Raw genomic sequence first — 18070 nt, 5'->3', positions numbered from 1 at the left:
CCGGTTCAGGCCGGGCCGCCGTCCAGCTCGAACCACACCACTTTCCCGACCCCGTGCGCCCGCACGCCCCACGCGTCGGCGAGGGACTGCACGAGCATCAGGCCCCTGCCGTGCGTGCTGTCGTCGGCGTCCGCCGCGCAGAGCTTCGGGCGGCGCCCCACGAAGTCCCTGACCTCCACGCGCAGCCTGCCGGGCCGCACGGTCACCGTCACGATGGCATCGCGGTCGGTGTGCACCAGTGCGTTCGTGACCAGTTCGCTGGTCAGCAGCTCGGCTGTCTCGGATCGTCCGGGCCTCCCCCAGGTCCGGAGCAGTTCACGCAGCGCGCCCCTGACCTCAGGGACCGCTCGCAGGTCGGATCGCCCCAATCTGCGCCGGAGTTGAGCCCGCTGGAGCTCCACCGGCTTGTCGTCGATCGCCTCGTCCCTTGCCTTCGGCGAAGAGGTCCCGAGATGAATGGGACCGCCCCCTCTTAACTGCCTGGTCATGACCCCCGCCCACGATCTGAGTCCATTCCTCCCTGCTCGAACACCCTCACGGAATGCATGCCCCACTCGGTTGGCGGCACTCATGTCCATTCGTCAACCATTTCGGTGGGTGCACCCGAGCCCGGCGGGGAAGTGAAGCGGTGGACCGTTTCCGCATGATCCTGACCGGGCCCGGACGCACCGCCTCCGGGCCCGCCCGAGCATTCAGAGGAGCCGCCGTGCACGACGACCGACTGCTGGTGGAGGGCCGCCTCGAGCGCGCCCTGCGGCAGTTCATCCGCCCCGCCCAGTACGCGGACCGTGTGCCGCTCGCCCTCTCCGTCTGGCACGCGCCGGGCGAACCGGTCCCCGTAGCCGAGGCCATCGACGCCGCGTACGAGCCCTTCGAGACGGGCACCGCCTGGGGAAAGCCCTGGTCGACCAGCTGGTTCCGGCTGCGGGGCCAGGTGCCGGATGACTGGCGCGGGCGCCACGTCGAGGTGGTCATCGACCCCGGCTTCACCGGCGAGGGCCCCGGCTTCCAGGCGGAGGGGCTCGTGTACGACGCCTCGGGCGTCCCCCTCAAGGGCATTCACCCCCGCAACCGGCACATCCCCGTGGCCGCCTCCGCGAAGGGCGGCGAGCCGGTGCACCTCCTCCTGGAGGCCGCGGCCAACCCCGCCGTCCTGCACGACTTCGAACCGACCCCCCTGGGCGACGTACTGACCGCGGGTGATGGCCTCATCTACCGATTCGCGTCTGCCGATCTCGCCGTACTGGACGAGGACGTCTGGCAGTTGACCCTGGACATGGAAGTCCTGTCCGAGCTGATGTACGAACTGGACGCCGCCCGTCCGCGGCGTCACGAGATCCTGCGCGCCCTGGAGCGAGCGCTCGACGCCCTCGATCTGCACGACGTGTCGGGCACGGCCGCGGCGGCACGGGCCGAGCTGACGGAGGTCCTCGCGAGCCCCGCCCACGCCAGCGCGCACCGGGTGTCGGCGACCGGACACGCCCACATCGACTCGGCCTGGCTGTGGCCGCTGCGCGAGACGGTACGCAAGGCATCGCGCACCTTTGCCAATGTGACGGCGCTCGCGAAGGACTATCCCGAGCTGGTCTTCGCCTGTTCACAGGCCCAGCAGTACGCCTGGGTCAAGGAGCACCAGCCGCACATCTGGGAGCGAATCAAGAAGGCCGTCGCGGACGGCAACTGGGCGCCCGTGGGCTCGATGTGGGTCGAGTCGGACGCCAACATGCCGGGCGGCGAGGCACTCGCCCGGCAGATCACGCACGGCATGCGGTTCTTCCGCGACGAGCTGGGGGTGGAGACCGAGGAGATCTGGCTGCCGGACTCCTTCGGCTACACGGCGGCCTTCCCGCAACTGGCGAAGCTCGCGGGCATCCGCTGGTTCCTCACCCAGAAGCTGAGCTGGAACCAGTCCAACAAGATGCCGCACCACACCTTCTGGTGGGAGGGCATCGACGGCACCCGGGTCTTCACGCACTTCCCTCCCGTCGACACCTACAACTCCCAGATCCACGGCGCCGAACTCGCCCACGCGGAACGCAACTTCACCGAGAAGGGACGCGCGACCCACTCCCTCGTGCCGTTCGGCTGGGGCGACGGCGGCGGAGGCCCGACGCGCGAGATGCTGGAGAAGGCACGGCGGTTGCGGTCCCTGGAGGGGTCACCGCGGGTCGAGATCGAGCGGCCGTCGGCGTTCTTCGCCGCCGCCGAGGAGGAGTACGGCGCCAAGGCGCCGGTGTGGTCCGGCGAGCTCTATCTGGAGCTGCACCGCGCGACGTACACGACGCAGGCGGCCACCAAGCGTGGCAACCGCCGCACCGAACACGCCCTGCGCGAGGCGGAGTTGTGGTGCACGGCCGCAGCGGTCCGCGACCCCGCGTACGTCTACCCCTACGCCACCCTCGACCGGCTCTGGAAGACGGTGCTCCTGCACCAGTTCCACGACATCCTGCCCGGCTCGTCGATCGCGTGGGTGCACCGGGAAGCGCGCGACACGTACGCGCGCGTGCTGGCCGAGCTCGACGAGATCACCGCGTCGGCGGTGCGCTCCCTGGGCCCGGGAGGGCCCGTCGCGCTCAACGCGTCGCCGTACCCCCGCAGCGAGGTCGTCACGGCCGAAGACGGCGCCCTCGTCCACGTCAACGTCCCGGCCCTGGGGAGCAAGAGTCTCGAAGAGGCGGCCTCGTACACGCGGGAGACCGGTGCGACCGCCCTGCTCGCCGACGGCGAGATCCAGCTCCTGAACGAGCATCTGCGCGTCGCCGTCGACGCGGACGGGCTGCTGACCTCCGTGCACGACATCGACGCGCACCGCGAGGTCCTCTCCCCCGGATCGCGCGGCAACCTCCTCCAGCTGCACCCCGATCACCCCACGCACTACGACGCGTGGGACCTGGACAAGCACTACCGCAACACGCACACCGACCTCACGGACGCCGAGTCGGTGGAGCTGGTCGAGGACGGGCCGCTGCGGGTCGCCGTCCGTGTGGTGCGGGCCTTCGGGGATTCGCGCATCACCCAGGAGATCCGGCTCGCCGCGGGCAGCCGCCGGATCGACGTCGTCACGGAGGTCGACTGGCGGGAGTCGGAGAAGGTGCTCAAGGCCGCCTTCCCGCTGGACGTGCACGCCGAACGGTCCGCCGCCGAGATCCAGTTCGGTCACGTCCACCGCTCCACGCACGCCAACACCGGCTGGGACGCGGCCCGTTTCGAGATCTGCGCGCACCGGTGGCTGCGGGTCGCCGAGGAATCGTACGGCGTCGCGGTCCTGAACGACTCGACGTACGGCCATGACGTGACGCGCGCGCCGCACGGCGAGGGGCTCGGCACCACCGTGCGGCTCACGCTCCTGCGCGCCCCGCACAGCCCCGACCCGGAGACGGATCTGGGCGTGCACCGGTTCACGTACGCCCTGCTGCCCGGGGCGACGACGGGCGACGCGGTCGCGGAGGGCCTCGCGCTGAACCTGCCGCTGCGGGTCGCCGAAGGTCCCGTGCTGCCCTCGCTGGTCAGCGTGGACAATCCGGCCGTGACCGTTGAGTCGGTGAAGCTCGCGGACCACGGGAGCGGTGACGTCGTGGTGCGTCTCTACGAGTCGCGGGGCGGACGCGCCGCCGCCACGCTCACCACGTCGTTCGCGGTCAGCGCCGCCGAGGTGACCGACCTCCTGGAGCGTCCGCTCGAAACGGCGCACACCGACGACGCGGGGCTCGTCCTCGCGCTGCGGCCGTTCCAGATCGTGACGCTGCGGCTGCGGCCCGCCTGATCCGTCGCATGAAACGTCAAGGCCGTGGCACGTTCCGCAGGTTCGAGCGTGCCATCTGGACCATGCGGCCGACGCCGCCGTCCAGGACGATCTTGCTGGCGGAGAGCGCGAAGCCGGTCACCATCTCGGAGCTGATCCTGGGCGGGATGGAGAGGGCGTTGGGGTCCGTGACGATGTCGACGAGCGCGGGCCCCTTGTGCGAGAAGGCGTCCTTCAGAGCGCCCGCGAGCTGCTTGGGCTTCTCCACGCGTACGCCGTAGGCACCGGCGGCGCGGGCCACGGCGGCGAAGTCGGGGTTGTGGTTGTCCGTGCCGAACGAAGGGAGCCCGGCCACGAGCATCTCCAACTCGACCATGCCGAGCGCCGAGTTGTTGAAGAGGACGACCTTCACCGGCAGGTCGTGCTGGACGAGGGTGAGGAAGTCGCCCATCAGCATGGAGAATCCGCCGTCGCCCGACATGGAGATGACCTGGCGCTTACGGTCGGTGAACTGGGCGCCGATCGCCTGCGGCAGGGCGTTGGCCATCGAGCCGTGGCTGAAGGATCCGATGATGCGGCGCTTGCCGTTCGGGGAGAGATAGCGGGCGGCCCAGACGTTGCACATGCCCGTGTCAACCGTGAACACCGCGTCGTCGGAGGCGAGTTCGTCCACCACGGAGGCGACGTACTCGGGGTGGATCGGGACGTGCTTGTCGACCTTGCGGGTGTAGGCCTTGATGACGCCTTCGAGGGCGTCCGCGTGCTTCTTCAGCATCTTGTCGAGGAACTTGCGGTTGCTCTTCGGCGCGACGCGCGGGGTGAGGCAGCGCAACGTCTCGCGTACGTCGCCCCAGACGGCGAGGTCCAGCTTCGTGCGGCGGCCGAGGTGTTCGGGCCGCACGTCGACCTGGGCGATCCTGACGTCGTCGGGCAGGAAGGCGTTGTACGGGAAGTCGGTGCCGAGCAGGATCAGGAGGTCGCACTCGTGGGTGGCCTCGTACGCGGCGCCGTAGCCGAGGAGTCCGCTCATGCCGACGTCGTACGGGTTGTCGTACTGAATCCATTCCTTGCCGCGCAGTGCGTGGCCCACCGGGGACTTGATCTTCTCGGCGAACGCCATCACCTCGGCGTGTGCGCCGGCCGTGCCGCTGCCGCAGAAGAGGGTGACCTTGCCGGCCTTGTCGATCATCTCGGCGAGCTTGTCGATCTCCGTGTCCCCGGGGCGCACGGTGGGGCGCGAGGTGACCAGGGCGCTCTCGGCTGACTTGTCGGGGGCGGGCTGGTCGGCGATGTCTCCGGGCAGGGTGACGACGCTGACGCCGGACTGCCCGATCGCGTGCTGGATGGCGGTCTGGAGCAGCCGCGGCATCTGCTGCGGGCTGGAGATCATCTCGCAGTAGTGACTGCATTCCTGGAAGAGCCGGTCGGGGTGGGTCTCCTGGAAGAAGCTGAGCCCGATCTCGCTCGACGGGATGTGGGACGCGAGGGCGAGGACGGGCGCCATGGAGCGGTGGGCGTCGTAGAGGCCGTTGATCAGGTGGAGGTTGCCGGGGCCGCAGGAGCCCGCGCAGACGGCGAGGCTGCCGGTGATCTGGGCCTCGGCACCGGCCGCGAAGGCCGCCGTCTCCTCGTGCCTGACCTGCACCCACTCGATGCCCTTGGTGCGCCTGATCGCGTCCACGACCGGGTTGAGGCTGTCGCCCACGACTCCGTACATCCGGCGCACACCGGCGCGGTGGAGGATGTCGACGAACTGTTCGGCGACGTTCTGCTTGGCCATGGCTTCACGAACCCTTCAGTCCCCTTGTTCTCTTGGGGTCCATGAATTCACAGGGCGGACGCTCACGCCTCCCAAAGACCGGCGCTCACGCCTCCCAGACCGCGGCCGCCGTCCGGTCGTCCGCATAGCCCTTGACCCTGACCTGGATGTCCGCGAGGAACGTCGCGAGGCCCGGTGGACCGCTCTTCGCCCACCGCTGCGTGAGATGGGCGGCCAGCTCGGGCTCGCCGCGCAGGGGCTCGGCGAGGCCGCCGCTGCAGAGCATCAGGGCGTCACCCGGGCGGGCTACGGAGGCCCGGAAGCGGAACGGTTCGCGGGGCGGCGGCTCGGGTGCGGGCTCGTAGGGACTCGGGGGCGTGATGATCCCCATGTCCATGGTGAGCCGATCGCCGTCGGGGGTCTGCGGCGGCATGGAACCGAACCCGACCACGGGCGGCCCGGCGTCACCGGCGGAGTCGCTGACGTGCGGTTCGATGTCCTGCCACGCGCCGTCCCTGAGCCGGAAGAGTCCGCCGCCGCCGACACCGAAGAAGACGCGGGTACGGCATTCGGGGTCGGCCGGCAGGAGGAGGCAGCGCAGCGACGCCGCGTACTCCTCGGGCTCGATGCCGAGGTCGGCGGCGTGCGCGCGGAGCTTGCCGAGGCTGCGGTCCGTGAGCCGGTGAAGGCCGCTCTTGAGGTCCCCGCGCCGGGCGGCCCGGATGTCCTCGGAGAGGCGCTGATGGCTGCGGCCCACGGCCCGCCCGATCCACGCGCAGGCCTCGGCGGCGGCGCGATGGGCGCCCGGAGTGGCCCGTGCGCCGGTGGCCATGGCCACCAGGACCAGGGCTCTCTCCCCGGTCCCGAACCGCGCGGTGAGCAGCGAGTCGCGGCGCGGCTCGCCCCGATAGCGCGCGGAGTCCCCGCGCACGGAGACGGCCCGCAGGGTGGAGTTGCCGTAACGGGCGCCGTCGAGCACGGTGTCGGCGACCAGATCACCGAGGTCGTCGGGGTCGGCGGTGGGCAGGACGGTGGGCTCGGCGTCATAGGTGGGCGGCCCGTCACCGACGTACGAGACTGCGTCCACGGGCGCTGCCGCCACCACGGCGGGTCCCGCGTCCGCTGGAGCGGGAGCCCGCGATTCCGGCGGGGCGGATGCCTGCGGTTCCACCGGCGCGAGTGCCTGCGGTTCCGGAACCGCGGACTCCTCGGGCGCGCGTGGCCCGGGGACGGCGGTGGTGCGGCTCGGGTCGCCGGGCTGCTTCGACGGGCGCGCCGGGAAGGTCACCGGTCCCGTGGGCGCGGCGGTGGACTCCCAGGGGGCGACGTCCTGGCGGACGGGGGCGGCGGGTGGGGGCGGGTCGTACGAGGGAGGCGGGGGCGCTGCGGGAGAGGGCGGGGGCGCTGCGGGAGAGGGCGGGGGCGATGGCTCCCGCGGCGGCGCGGAGTCCGGCGGCCGGGGAGCGAGGCCCGGGGCGGAGTCGAAGGCGCTTCGCCGGTCCTGGAAACCCGGGGGCGGCGGCTCCGGGGCGGGGAAGCGGCCGGGGCGGGGCGGTGCTCCGTGCGCACCCTCGCCCTCGCCCTCGTCCTCGGGGGCGGCGACGACCACGCCCTCGCCCGCCGACGCGGAAACCGCCGACGCGAACCTGTCGTCGAGAGTGTCGGCCGCCTCGGCCGGACCCGTGTCATGAGCGGAGTCGTCGTAGAGCTGACCCCACCAGTCGTCCTCCTGGCCGGAGGCTCCGTCGTGCCTCTCCCCCTGCTGGCTCATGCCCCTATTGTCCACCGCAAAGGCCGTACGAAAACGGTGCATCCGGAAATTCCGGCCACCGGAAGAGTGATGAGGGCCGCCGGGCGGGCCCACCCCCCACGGGAGGACCGCCCGGCGGTGTCTGTGTGTTTATCGCACGTCGTAGGCGCGGGCCACCGTCTGAGTGACGGAACTTCCGTTCGTATCCGTCAGTTCGGTCTTGAGCCAGACCTCCTTGCCCGAGGCTCCCGCGTGATCCACGGTGGCGGTCCACCTGCCGCCGGAGACCGACGTCTTCGCCTCGGTCCAGGTCCTGCCCTCGTCGTAGGAGTAGGACAGGGCCGCCGACTTGAGCGCGCCGGGCTTGTAGCCCGCGTGTCCTGTCGCTGCGATCCCGATCTTCTGGCCGTCCTCCGCGGCCAGCGTCTTCATGCCGTCCTCCGGCAGCTCGTAGCGCGGGAACAGCATCGGGATGCCCTGCGAGTACGCCTCCTCGTCGAGGTGCGAACGGAACGCCCACGTGGTCCGCGTGTTCAGGGACCGCTTCCAGACCTTCGAGCCGATCTTGTGCGTGTGGAGGCTGAGTTCGTACGCCGAGTCGTCGGCCGGGACCGGGAACACGCCGTACGGCCAGCCCGATTCACCCACGACCTCACCGTCCCGCTTCAGCTCCAGGCCGCCGATGTCGCCGAACCCGCCCTGGATTCCGGCGTGTTCGCCGTCGCCCCAGAATCCGGGCGCGACACCGATCAGGTTGTCCTGCCGCTCTCCGGCGAGACCGAGGCCGCCGTCGGCGTCCCGTGGCGCGACGGGGGTGAGCACACCCTCGTACCACTTCTCGCTGCGCCGCTCCCCCTTCTCGTACGTGCGCACCGGGTCGATCATGAACTCCCCGAACGGGAAGCTGCTGGAGACCTGGTGGCCCCAGCCGGTCGTGCCGGCGGAGTAGTACTCGGTGCGCTTGCCGGGGGCCGGGACCGACTCGATGTCGGCGAAGTACACCTCGAGACCCGAGGGACGGACGGCGGACGGGAGGTCCACATAGTCCGTGGCCGTGCCCATCGCGCGGTACGTCGCCTCGTTCGCCGCGAGGTCCTTGTCCCGCACCCGGTAGGTGCGGTCGTCGCGGACCTGGCCGGTCTCGGGGAAGGCGAGGTTGTAGACGTAGGGGCTCTTCGCCGTTGCCTTCCACTTCAACTCGACGCTGCCCTGCGCCAGTTCGGTGAGCAGCGCGGTCGCCTCGGTCGTCGGGATGCCGAGTACCGGCAGCGGGGATCCGCTCAGGCCGACCGAGGGGTACCAGCGGCCTGGTGCCGTGCGGTGGGCGACGACCGCGAGCGCGCCTGCCGCCTTCGCGTTCGTCGCCACGGCGTTCGCGCCGCCGCCGTCCGGGACCTTGACCAGGGCGATCCTGCCCTTCACCCCTGCGGCTTCCAGCTCCGCGGGAGTGCCGGACCCGGCGTCCACGAGAGCCGCCTTGCCCGTGCCGTCGAGGTTGGCCGATCCGGTGGACGCGGGCGTGGGGTGCAGCGATGTGCCGCCCACCACGGCGAGTTCGGAGAGCAGGGGCGCCGCCGCACGCCAGTAGGTGCTCGACTCGAAGGTGCCGTCGGTCGCCTTGCCCTCGACGGACTGGTAGAAGCCGCGGATGGAACGCGGTCCTGCCGCGGTGCCCGCGTGCAGCCAGTTGTCGGTGCCCCAGCTGCGGGCGAACCCGAGGGTGGCGCCGCGCACCTCGGACTTCTTGTCCGTCTTGATCGTGAGGCGATGTGCCTGGCGGGCGTCGAGGGTGAGGGTCATGTCCTTCTTCACCTCGACCTGGGGCCGGGCGATGTGCGTGAGCGAGTCGGTCAAGGTGCCGCCGTCGGAAGCCGGCGTAGCGATGAATCCGGTCAGGAAGTAGGTGCCCGGGCGGACTTGGTACGTCTGGTCGTTGGCGCCCTCGTTGAAGCGGCGCTCACCGGTGGCGTCGTCCGTGCCGATGAGGTCGACGGACGACGGCCCGTCGGCGGGCTTGCCGGCGCGGTCGACCAGCTTCACGCGGAGGCTGACCGTCTGCGGTTGCACGTACAGGGAGAAGGGCGTGGAGACCGCGACGCCCCCGCCTGCCTTCGCCAGGACGCGTCCGGTCACGTCCCCGTACTGGGCCTTCTTGAGGTGCGCGTCGGGGTCCAGCTTCAGCGGGACCTTGACCGTGGCCCCGGCGGGGACCTTGACGGAGCGCGCGCCGAGCCCGGCGATGTCCGACCGCACGGCCGAGCCGTCGTTGCCGGTGACACCCTGCACGGCCAGCTTCAACTCCACTGACTTGCCCGTGGTGTTGGTGTACGGGACGTCGACCGTCGTCCGGTCCGAGTTGTCCTGGGGCCATCCGAAGCTGCCGCCCTGCACGGCGGGCGAGCCGAGCACCTTCTGGTCGATGGCGGCCTTCACGTCGAGGCGGCCACCACCCGTCTCGGTCACGTCACCGGGGATGGCGCTGTCCGCCGACGAGACGAGGGCCGACTTGATCTGCTGGGCGTTCCAGTCCGGGTGGCGCTGCCTGACCAGGGCGGCGGCGCCCGCGACGTGCGGGGTCGCCATCGACGTACCGCTCATGGACTGGTAGGCGTAGACGCCTCTGCCGCCCGCCGCGGCGGCGGAGATGTCGACGCCGGGTGCGGCGATCTCCGGCTTGAGGGTGTGCGAGCCGTAGGCGGGTCCACGGCTGGAGAACGAGGCCGTCGAGTCGTCGCGGTCCACGGCGCCGACGGTCAGGACGCTCGGCGCGCAGCCGGGCGAGGACACGGAGTTGAGGCTCGGTCCAGTGTTGCCCGCGGCCAGGACGAAGAGGGTGTCCTCGCTCGACTGCGCGAGCTCCTCCGTGGCCGTGCTCATCGGGTCGGTGCAGTCGGTCCGCGCCGGGTTGCCGAGGCTCATGGAGACGACATCGGCCTTCTCGTCGACGGCCCACTGCATGCCCGCGATGATCCACGAAGTGGCCCCGGAGCCACTGTCGTTGAGCACCTTGCCGTGCAGCAGCTCGGTGCCGGGTGCGACGCCCTTCTTCTTGCCGCCGCTCGCCGCGCCGGTGCCGCCGACGGTGGAGGTGGTGTGGGTGCCGTGGCCCTGGCGGTCCTCGCCGTCCGGGGAGTCGGTGAAGTTCTTGGCGGCGCCGATCCGGCCCTTGAGGTCGGGGTGCTCGGCGTCGGCGCCGGTGTCGAGCACGGCGACCTTGGTGCCCTTGCCGTCGTAGCCCGCGGCCCAGGCCTCGGGGGCGTGCACCTGCTTCGTCGACCGGTCGAGGGTGGCCTGGACCTTGGAGTCGAGCCAGAGCTTCTTCAGGTTGGATGCGGCACGGGACTTGGGTGAGGTGATATCCGCCCAGAAGTCCGCGGCCTTCTTCTTGTCGGCCTTCAGCGCGACACCGTCGACAGGTTCGAGGACGAGGTCGCGCTCGGCGCCGCGCGGAGTGGCGGGCACCGAGCGCGTGACGTCGACGGAGTCGTCGTACACGGCGATCAGCGGGAGGTTCTTGGCGTGCGCGTCGTCGTAACCCTGCCGGACGAGGCCGGTGACGTTGAAGAGTTCCTCGTCGACCTTGCCGGCGGCGATCGCGTGGACGGCGCCCTCGGGGTAGACGTACAGGTCCTTGCCCGACTGTCTGGTCTGGACGAGGGGCACCGCGCCGTCGGCGCCGGGCAGCGCGCTCGCGCCCGCCCGCTTCTTGCCGTCGGTCGATACGAGGATACGGTCGCCGGTGACGAGGGTGACGACGGAGCTCCCCTCCCCCTGCGGGGCGCCGCCGACCAGCGGGCGCGTGTCCGCCGCCGTACGCGGCTCTGCCACGGACGGGACGGTCGCGGTGACGGCGAGGACGACGGCGGACGCCGCTCCCAAGGCCGTGCGCGATATCGGGCGCATCGCTCTCCCCAGGGTTGATGGGCACGCGGTTGACGGACATGCCGGTGCGGGGCATGCGGAATCACAGCCGAAATCGGACCAAAGGCTTTTACCGCGGCTGCCGTTGGTGCTGCGGTGGCGTCACCTTGGCAGAGAGCCGGGGGGTACGGGGATGATGTCCCGGGGCGGGTTTACGCCGTGGCTGTTTTCCGCCAGGGCGCCGTCGTAACGGATCCGTGGGGAGGGGCGTCGCCGCATGCTGGCTGCGATAGGTCTGGACGAGCTGCACGAATCGGCGTATCGCGCGCTGGTGGCGGTGGGCGCCGCCGACGTGCCCGATCTCGCGCGGCGGCTCTCGCTGGGCGAGCCGGACACGGTGAGCGCCCTGCGCCGCCTCGAACTGCACGGCCTGGCCGCCCAGGCCTCCGGCAAGGCGGGCCGGTGGGTGGCGGCCCCGCCCGGTGTGGCGCTCGGCGCGCTCCTGACCCAGCAGCGGCACGAGCTGGAGAAGGCGGAACTCGCGGCGAAGCTCCTGGCCGAGGAGTACCGCGCGCAGGCCGCCGAGCCCGCGGTGCACGACCTGGTCGAGGTGGTCACCGGCGCGGGCGCGGTCTCACAGCGCTTCCTGCAGCTGCAGCTGGGCGCGAGCCACGAGGTGTGCGCGCTGGTGACCGGCAACCCGGTGGCGGTGACCGGCGTGGAGAACGACGCGGAGGAGCAGGCGGCGGGCCGCGGCGTCACCTACCGCGTGGTGGTCGAGCGGTCCGTCCTCGCGCTCCCCACCGGTCTTCTGGAGCTGTCGGCGGCGATCGGCCGCGACGAACAGGTGCGGGTCGTGGACCGCGTCCCGACGAAGCTGGTGATCGCCGACGGCTCGCTCGCGATGGTGCCGCTGACCTCGCGCAGGGCGGAGCCGGCCGCGCTCGTCGTACACGCGAGCGGCCTGCTCGAATCCCTGACGGGGCTCTTCGAGGCGGTGTGGCGGGACGCGCTGCCGCTGCGGCTCGGCGAGGGCGGCCACGCGGTGACCGAGGACGCCCCCGACGGTCCCGACGGCGCTGACCTGGAGATCCTGTCGCTGCTGCTCGCGGGCCTGACGGACGCGAGCGTGGCCAAACAGCTGGACCTCGGCCTTCGGACGGTGCAGCGCAGGGTCAAGCGCCTGATGGAGCTGACGGGCGTGACAACACGGCTGCAGCTGGGCTGGCATGCGTACGAGCGGGGCTGGGTGGCGCGCTGAGGCCCCGCCGAGCCTGCTCAGGAGGCTTGCGGGAACTCGTGCGACCTGCGGTTTTGCCCCGTTTCCGGCACGCTTGACAGATGGGAGCCTGGGAACTCCTGCTGGTCGGAGTGGTGCTGCTGCTCGGGATCGGCGGGGTGCTCGTACCCGGCGTGCCGGGGCCGTGGCTGGTGTGGGCCGCGGTTCTGTGGTGGGCCCTGAAGGACCCGGACCCGGTCGCCTGGTGGGTCCTCGTCGGCGCTTCCGTGGTGCTCCTCGTGGCGCAGGGCATCCGGTGGCTGCTGCCGCCACGGCGCTTCCGGCAGAGCGGCGCCACGCGCCGGACGGCTGTGTATGCGGGGGCCGGGGCCCTTGTCGGCTTCTGTGTGGTGCCGGTGATCGGGTCGCTGCCGGGTTTCATCGGGGGGATCTACCTGGGGGAACGGCTGCGGCTCGGAGGCCACGGGGAGGCGGTGACCGCCACGCGGACGGCCATGCGGGCGGGCGGCTGGAGCGTGCTGACCGAGCTGTTCGCGTGCCTGCTCATCGCGGGGGCGTGGCTGGGGGCTGTGATCTGGGGGTGAGCCTCCGGTCCCTGTCCCGCTCGTCCCGAGCAAGGAGGCGCCTCACTCGGGCCCGCCTGCGGCCTAGGCTCGCTCCATGACGGAATTCAGCGAGGCCGAGCGGGCATACCTCAAGTCCCAACGTCTGGGCCGGATGGCCAGCGTCGACGCGACGGGGCAGCCGCAGGCGAATCCCGTCGGGTTCTTCCCGCAGGACGACGGGACGATCCTGATCGGCGGGTATGCGCTGGGCACCACCAAGAAGTGGCGGAACCTCCAGCAGAATCCCAAGGTGTCACTGGTCGTCGACGACATCGTGAGTGAGCGGCCGTGGAAGGTGCGGGGCGTCGACATCCGGGGGGACGCGGAACTCCTCGCGGGCCCGCATGAGTTGGGCCCTCACTTCAGCGAGGAGCTGATCCGGATCCATCCTCGGAGGATCCATAGCTGGGGGCTTGAGCAGTAACTGGTCCCCCACCCCGCCCCTTCCCGAAAACCCGCTGGCGCGGGAGCCCTGGCTGCCGTCTGTCACCGGCTCCGCCGAGTTCGTCCTCAAACGCCGGACAGGCTGGAATCCATCCGGCACGGTTTCCGGAAAGGGGCGGGGTGGGGGCCAAATTCCTCACCCCGCCACCAGCAGATGCCGCACGCCATAGGACCGCCACGGCCGCCACCCCTCGGACACCGCCACCCCGGGCAAACCCACATCCGGATCCCCCAGCGCCCGCATCCGAACAGCCGCCACGACCCCCATGTCCACCCCTTCCAAGGCCGCGAGGCCGGCCTCCGCGTCCTCCCGATCCGCCCCCGCGTCGAGCCGAACGCGCCCGTCGGCCAGCGCGGCAGCCAGCTCCCCCAAGGGCCCCGGCTCCCCGGCGAGCGCGCCGGGCTCGGGGAAGACATGGGTGAGGGATCCACACGGCGCGTCCAGCGCCTTCCCGTACCGCTCCACCAAGAGCGAAGCCTCCGCACGCCCCACGAGGGCCCGCACCGCGAACTCCTCCGGATCCGCGGCCCCGGGCGACCGGAGGCCGGGCCGGGCCGCGACCAGCGGAGCAAGCCCCGCGTCCGCGCCGAGCCGCTCGTCCACGGCGTACGGATCCGCGTCGAGGTCGAAGAGCCGCCGCAGCCGCTGCACGGCGGTCGTGAGGTCACGGAGGTCGGTCAGGTGGAGCCTGGCGTCCAGCCACCCGCCGACCCCGTGCTCGCTCTCCTCGACGGCCACGATCCCGGTGCCGTACGGCAGCCGCAGCGTACGCCGGTACGTCCGCCCGCCCCGCTCACCGCTGACCTGCTCGATTCCCGTCACGGCCTCTTCGGAGAGCAGGTCGAAGACGGCGTCTGCCTGGTAGGCCCCTCGGTAGGCGAGCCGCAGCGGAATCCCGGCGGCCGGGGTGGCCCGTCCCGCACCCGCGCCCCGGCCACGTGGCGCGGCGGCGCGCAGGGCGGTGGGAGTCAGGGCGTAGACCGCCCGGATCGTGTCGTTGAACTGGCGCACGCTGGCGAACCCCGCGGCGAACGCGATCTCCGTGATCGGCAGGGCGGTGGTCTGCAGCAACACCCGGGCGGTGTGCGCCCGTTGGGCCCGCGCGAGGGCGACGGGGCCGGCCCCCAGCTCGGCGGTGAGCTGCCGCTGGACCTGCCGGGCGCTGTAGCCGAGGCGGACGGCGAGTCCGGGGACGCCCTCGCGGTCGACGACGCCGTCCCCGATCATGCGCATGGCGCGCCCTACGACGTCCGCGCGTACGTTCCACTCCGCGGACCCCGGCACGGCGTCCGGGCGGCAGCGTCGGCAGGCCCGGAACCCGGAGCCCTGGGCGGCGGCCGCGGTGGTGTAGTAGCGGACGTTCTGCCGCTTCGGGGTGACGGCGGGGCAGCTGGGCCGGCAGTAGATGCCGGTGGTCTCGACGGCGAAGAAGAACTCCCCGTCGAAGCGAGCGTCCCGACTGCGAACGGCCTCGTACCTGTTCTCTTCATCGATCACACTCCCCAGTGTGCGACGCCGAGCCCACACCGGCTGGCGGCTTTCGGACACCACGTTGCGATCCACCCCTGGGCCCCGAAGCCCACCCAGGAACCGACACGACGACGGGGGCGGGGGCGATCCCCGCCCCCGCCCCCTTCCCAGCCCCAGGCAGCTGGCTGGGGCTGGCAGCGACTGGCGCGGCGGCGCCTCCCACCGGCGAGCCGAGCAGCTGCGGCGCAGGCAGGACGGACGGGCGGGCCGGAGAGGACTGGTGGGGGGTGCGGCCGGGGGGTGGGGGACGACGCGGGGCGCGTCGCCCCCGCCCCAAGCCCCCCCCAAGCCCCCCGTTATGTTTTCCGCGGTCCTGCAAGAGGGCCGCTGGCCTCCGGGCCCGGCATGGCTGGTCCCCCCTGTCGAAGCGATGACCTGGGGGGTGGTGCCACCGGGCCCGAGAGGCGCCGTTGGAGACGCTGATGAGAGGTCCGACTACCGCCCGGCCGAGCGCAATGCCCGGTCCTTCGCAGGCGGCAGGTCTGCATAACGTGGATGCGCGCACGACGCCAACGCCCAGGCCAGCACGCACAACGTCCGTTCGGGAGGACGGTTTGAACGAGTACGACGAGATAGGTGTCTTCCTGGGCCTGGACGTGGGGAAGAGCGCTCACCACGGACACGGACTCACCCCGGCCGGCAAGAAAGTCTTCGACAAGCAACTGCCCAACACCGAACCGAAGCTGCGGCAGGTCTTCGACAAGCTCCGCGAGAAGTTCGGCACCGTCCTGGTCGTCGTGGACCAGCCGGCCTCGATCGGCGCTCTGCCGCTGACAGTGGCCCGCGACACGGGCTGCCAGGTCGCCTACCTGCCGGGCCTTTCGATGCGACGGATCGCTGACCTCTACCCGGGCGAGGCAAAGACCGATGCCCGCGACGCGGCCGTCATCGCGGACGCCGCCCGCACCATGCCGCACACCCTTCGCTCGCTTCAGCTGACCGACGAGATCACCGCCGAGCTCACCGTCCTCGTCGGCTTCGACCAGGACCTGGCGGCCGAGGCCACCCGCACATCCAACCGGATCCGGGGCCTGCTCACCCAGTTCCACCCGTCCCTGGAACGGGTCCTGGGCCCGCGTCTGGATCACCCGGCGGTCACCTGGCTGCTGGAACGCTACGGATCCCCAGCCGCGCTGCGAAGAGCCGGACGCCGCAGGCTGGTTGAGGTGGTCCGGCCCAAAGCCCCGCGCATGGCAAAACGGCTGACCGACGACGTCTTCGATGCACTCGACGAGCAGACCGTCGTGGTCCCGGGCACCGGCACCCTGGACATCGTGATCCCCTCGCTGGCCCGCTCGCTCGGCGCCGTTCACGAGCAACGACGGGCGGCAGAATCCCAGATCGCAGCCCTGCTGGAGGACCACCCTCTTTCCAAGGTCCTGACGTCGCTGCCCGGCGTCGGCGTCAGGACCGCCGCCGCACTGCTGGTCACCGTCGGCGACGGCACCAGCTTCCCCACCGCCGCCCACCTCGCCTCCTACGCCGGCCTCGCCCCCACCACCAAGTCCTCCGGGACCTCGATCCACGGCGAACACGCCCCACGGGGCGGCAACCGGCAGCTCAAACGCGCGATGTTCCTGTCCGCGTTCGCTGCCCTGCACGATCCTGCCTCCCGCACCTATTACGACAAATGCCGGGCCAGAGGAAAAACCCACACCCAAGCGCTCCTCCGCCTCGCCCGACAACGGATCAACGTGCTGTTTGCAATGCTCCGCGACGGCACCTTCTACGAACCCAGAACCCCACGCCTCGCTTGACGAAAGACATAGAGGCACCCCCCCCCAAGCCCACCCCCTAGCGGACGCGCCCCCGCTTCGCCTCCATCGCCGCCTTGCCCTCCGCGCCCCGCAGCTTCCACAGGCGGCGCATGTCCGCGCGGAGTTTCGCGTCCGTCTTGGCGACGATGCGCTGGTTCTCGCGGATCAGCTTGCGGTAGCTGTCGAGGCGGCGGTCGGGGAGTGTGCCGTCCGCCACGGCGGCGAGTACCGCGCAGCCGGGCTCGGCCGCGTGGGCGCAGTCGTGGAAGCGGCAGTCGGCCGCCAGCTCCTCGATCTCGGCGAAGACCTGGCCGACGCCCGCCCCCGCGTCGAACAGGCCGACGCCGCGCAGTCCCGGCGTATCGATGAGTACGCCGCCCGCGGGGAGCACGAGGAGGTTGCGGGTGGTCGTGGTGTGGCGGCCCTTGCCGTCCACGTCACGGGCGGCGTTGACGTCCATGACGTCCTCGCCCACCAGCGCGTTGGCCAGCGTCGACTTGCCCGCTCCGGACTGGCCGAGCAGGACGGACGTACCGCCGGCGACGACGGCGCACAGGATGTCGACGCCTTCCCCGGTCGTCGCGCTGACCGGGAGCACCTGGACGCCGGGGGCCGAGGTCTCGACGTCCTCGACCAGATAGGACAGGCCGGTGGCGTCCGGAACCAGGTCGGCCTTGGTGAGGACGACCAGCGGCTGGGCCCCGGACTCCCAGGCCAGGGCCAGGAACCGTTCGATCCGGCCGAGGTCGAGCTCGACGGCGAGCGAGACCGCGATGATCGCGTGGTCGACGTTGGCAGCGAGGATCTGCCCCTCGGACCGCTTCGAGGACGTGGACCGCACGAAGGCCGTCCGGCGCGGCAGCAGCGTACGGACGTACCGGGGATCGCCACCGTCGGGGTCGACGGCGGCCCAGTCCCCCGTGCACACCACCTTCATCGGGTCGCGGGGCACGACGAACTCGGTGTCGGCACGGACCGTGCCGTTCGGTGTGACGACGTCGCACTGGCCTCGGTCGACGCGCAGGACACGGCCGGGCAGCAGGCCCTGCGCCGCGTACGGGGTGAACTCGGCTTCCCAGTCCTCGTCCCAGCCGTAGGGCGCGAGAGGGTGCGGGGCCGAGGATGAAGCGTGGGATCGACTCTGGGATGGAGAAGAGGAAGACAAGGGGGACCCTTCACAGGGGTGGCCCCGGCGCACGCGCACGCTGGCGCGCGTCATAAGAGGAAGGTCAGCCGGTGGCCACGGAGGTGGAATGAACGGACTTCTCGATGCGGGCAGCGCCCATCTCAACGACAGCCATCGGTCACACCTCCTGGATTCACACACTCCGCCGACGACCGACGGCCTTCACGGCCGCCGGTGGAACGGAACCAACCCTAG

11 protein-coding genes are annotated in these 18070 nt (G+C 71.4%); 5 read left to right on the top strand and 6 right to left on the bottom strand.

What is annotated here, in order from left to right; translation table 11 throughout:
• Positions 1 to 5 precede the first annotated feature (5 nt).
• Entirely contained in the window at positions 6 to 488 is a 483-nt protein-coding gene (locus ABXJ52_RS29445; protein WP_367045971.1) for an ATP-binding protein, read from the bottom strand.
• Between the two features lie 218 nt (positions 489 to 706).
• Between ABXJ52_RS29445 and ABXJ52_RS29440 the strand changes: the two genes are divergently transcribed.
• Complete coding sequence (locus tag ABXJ52_RS29440) at positions 707 to 3763, top strand: glycoside hydrolase family 38 C-terminal domain-containing protein (protein WP_367045969.1); 3057 nt, start codon at positions 707 to 709, stop codon at positions 3761 to 3763.
• A gap of 16 nt (positions 3764 to 3779) precedes the next feature.
• Here ABXJ52_RS29440 and ABXJ52_RS29435 read toward each other — a convergent pair whose 3' ends face one another.
• From ABXJ52_RS29435 to ABXJ52_RS29425, 3 genes are all read right to left on the bottom strand, one after another.
• Positions 3780 to 5522 (bottom strand): pyruvate dehydrogenase, encoded by a 1743-nt coding sequence (locus ABXJ52_RS29435; RefSeq protein ID WP_367045966.1) that lies wholly within the window; start codon positions 5520 to 5522, stop codon positions 3780 to 3782.
• 85 nt (positions 5523 to 5607) lie between these two features.
• Entirely contained in the window at positions 5608 to 7272 is a 1665-nt protein-coding gene (locus tag ABXJ52_RS29430; RefSeq protein WP_367045964.1) for a protein phosphatase 2C domain-containing protein, read from the bottom strand.
• Positions 7273 to 7401: 129 nt separating this feature from the next.
• Positions 7402 to 11154: a S8 family serine peptidase gene (locus ABXJ52_RS29425; protein ID WP_367045961.1), complete on the bottom strand. Its 3753-nt coding sequence runs from the start codon at positions 11152 to 11154 to the stop codon at positions 7402 to 7404.
• A gap of 235 nt (positions 11155 to 11389) precedes the next feature.
• On the opposite strand from ABXJ52_RS29425, the gene ABXJ52_RS29420 reads away from it, so the two are divergent.
• The 3 genes from ABXJ52_RS29420 to ABXJ52_RS29410 all read left to right on the top strand — a co-directional run bounded on the left by ABXJ52_RS29420 (position 11390) and on the right by ABXJ52_RS29410 (position 13381).
• Entirely contained in the window at positions 11390 to 12373 is a 984-nt protein-coding gene (locus ABXJ52_RS29420) for a helix-turn-helix transcriptional regulator (protein ID WP_367045959.1), read from the top strand.
• Between the two features lie 80 nt (positions 12374 to 12453).
• Positions 12454 to 12936 (top strand): DUF456 domain-containing protein, encoded by a 483-nt coding sequence (locus ABXJ52_RS29415; RefSeq protein WP_367045958.1) that lies wholly within the window; start codon positions 12454 to 12456, stop codon positions 12934 to 12936.
• Between the two features lie 76 nt (positions 12937 to 13012).
• A complete protein-coding gene (locus ABXJ52_RS29410; RefSeq protein WP_367045955.1) occupies positions 13013 to 13381 on the top strand; it encodes a PPOX class F420-dependent oxidoreductase in 369 nt (122 codons plus the stop codon).
• A 156-nt stretch (positions 13382 to 13537) separates the two neighbouring features.
• Here the strand turns inward: ABXJ52_RS29410 and ABXJ52_RS29405 are convergent, their stop codons facing one another.
• Positions 13538 to 14896, bottom strand: coding sequence for an AlkA N-terminal domain-containing protein (locus ABXJ52_RS29405; protein WP_367049359.1), 1359 nt, complete (start codon positions 14894 to 14896; stop codon positions 13538 to 13540).
• Positions 14897 to 15486: 590 nt separating this feature from the next.
• Between ABXJ52_RS29405 and ABXJ52_RS29400 the strand changes: the two genes are divergently transcribed.
• Positions 15487 to 16689, top strand: a complete 1203-nt coding sequence (locus ABXJ52_RS29400) for an IS110 family transposase (RefSeq protein ID WP_367040134.1) — start codon at positions 15487 to 15489, stop codon at positions 16687 to 16689.
• A 37-nt stretch (positions 16690 to 16726) separates the two neighbouring features.
• On the opposite strand, the gene rsgA is transcribed toward ABXJ52_RS29400, so the two are convergent.
• Positions 16727 to 17854: a ribosome small subunit-dependent GTPase A gene (gene rsgA / locus ABXJ52_RS29395; protein ID WP_367045951.1), complete on the bottom strand. Its 1128-nt coding sequence runs from the start codon at positions 17852 to 17854 to the stop codon at positions 16727 to 16729.
• Positions 17855 to 18070 lie beyond the last annotated feature (216 nt).

Source organism: Streptomyces sp. Je 1-332, from assembly GCF_040730185.1.
GTDB lineage: Bacteria > Actinomycetota > Actinomycetes > Streptomycetales > Streptomycetaceae > Streptomyces.
The sequence above is the reverse complement of the archived record's forward strand: the minus strand, read 5'-3'. Positions and strand labels throughout refer to the sequence as shown.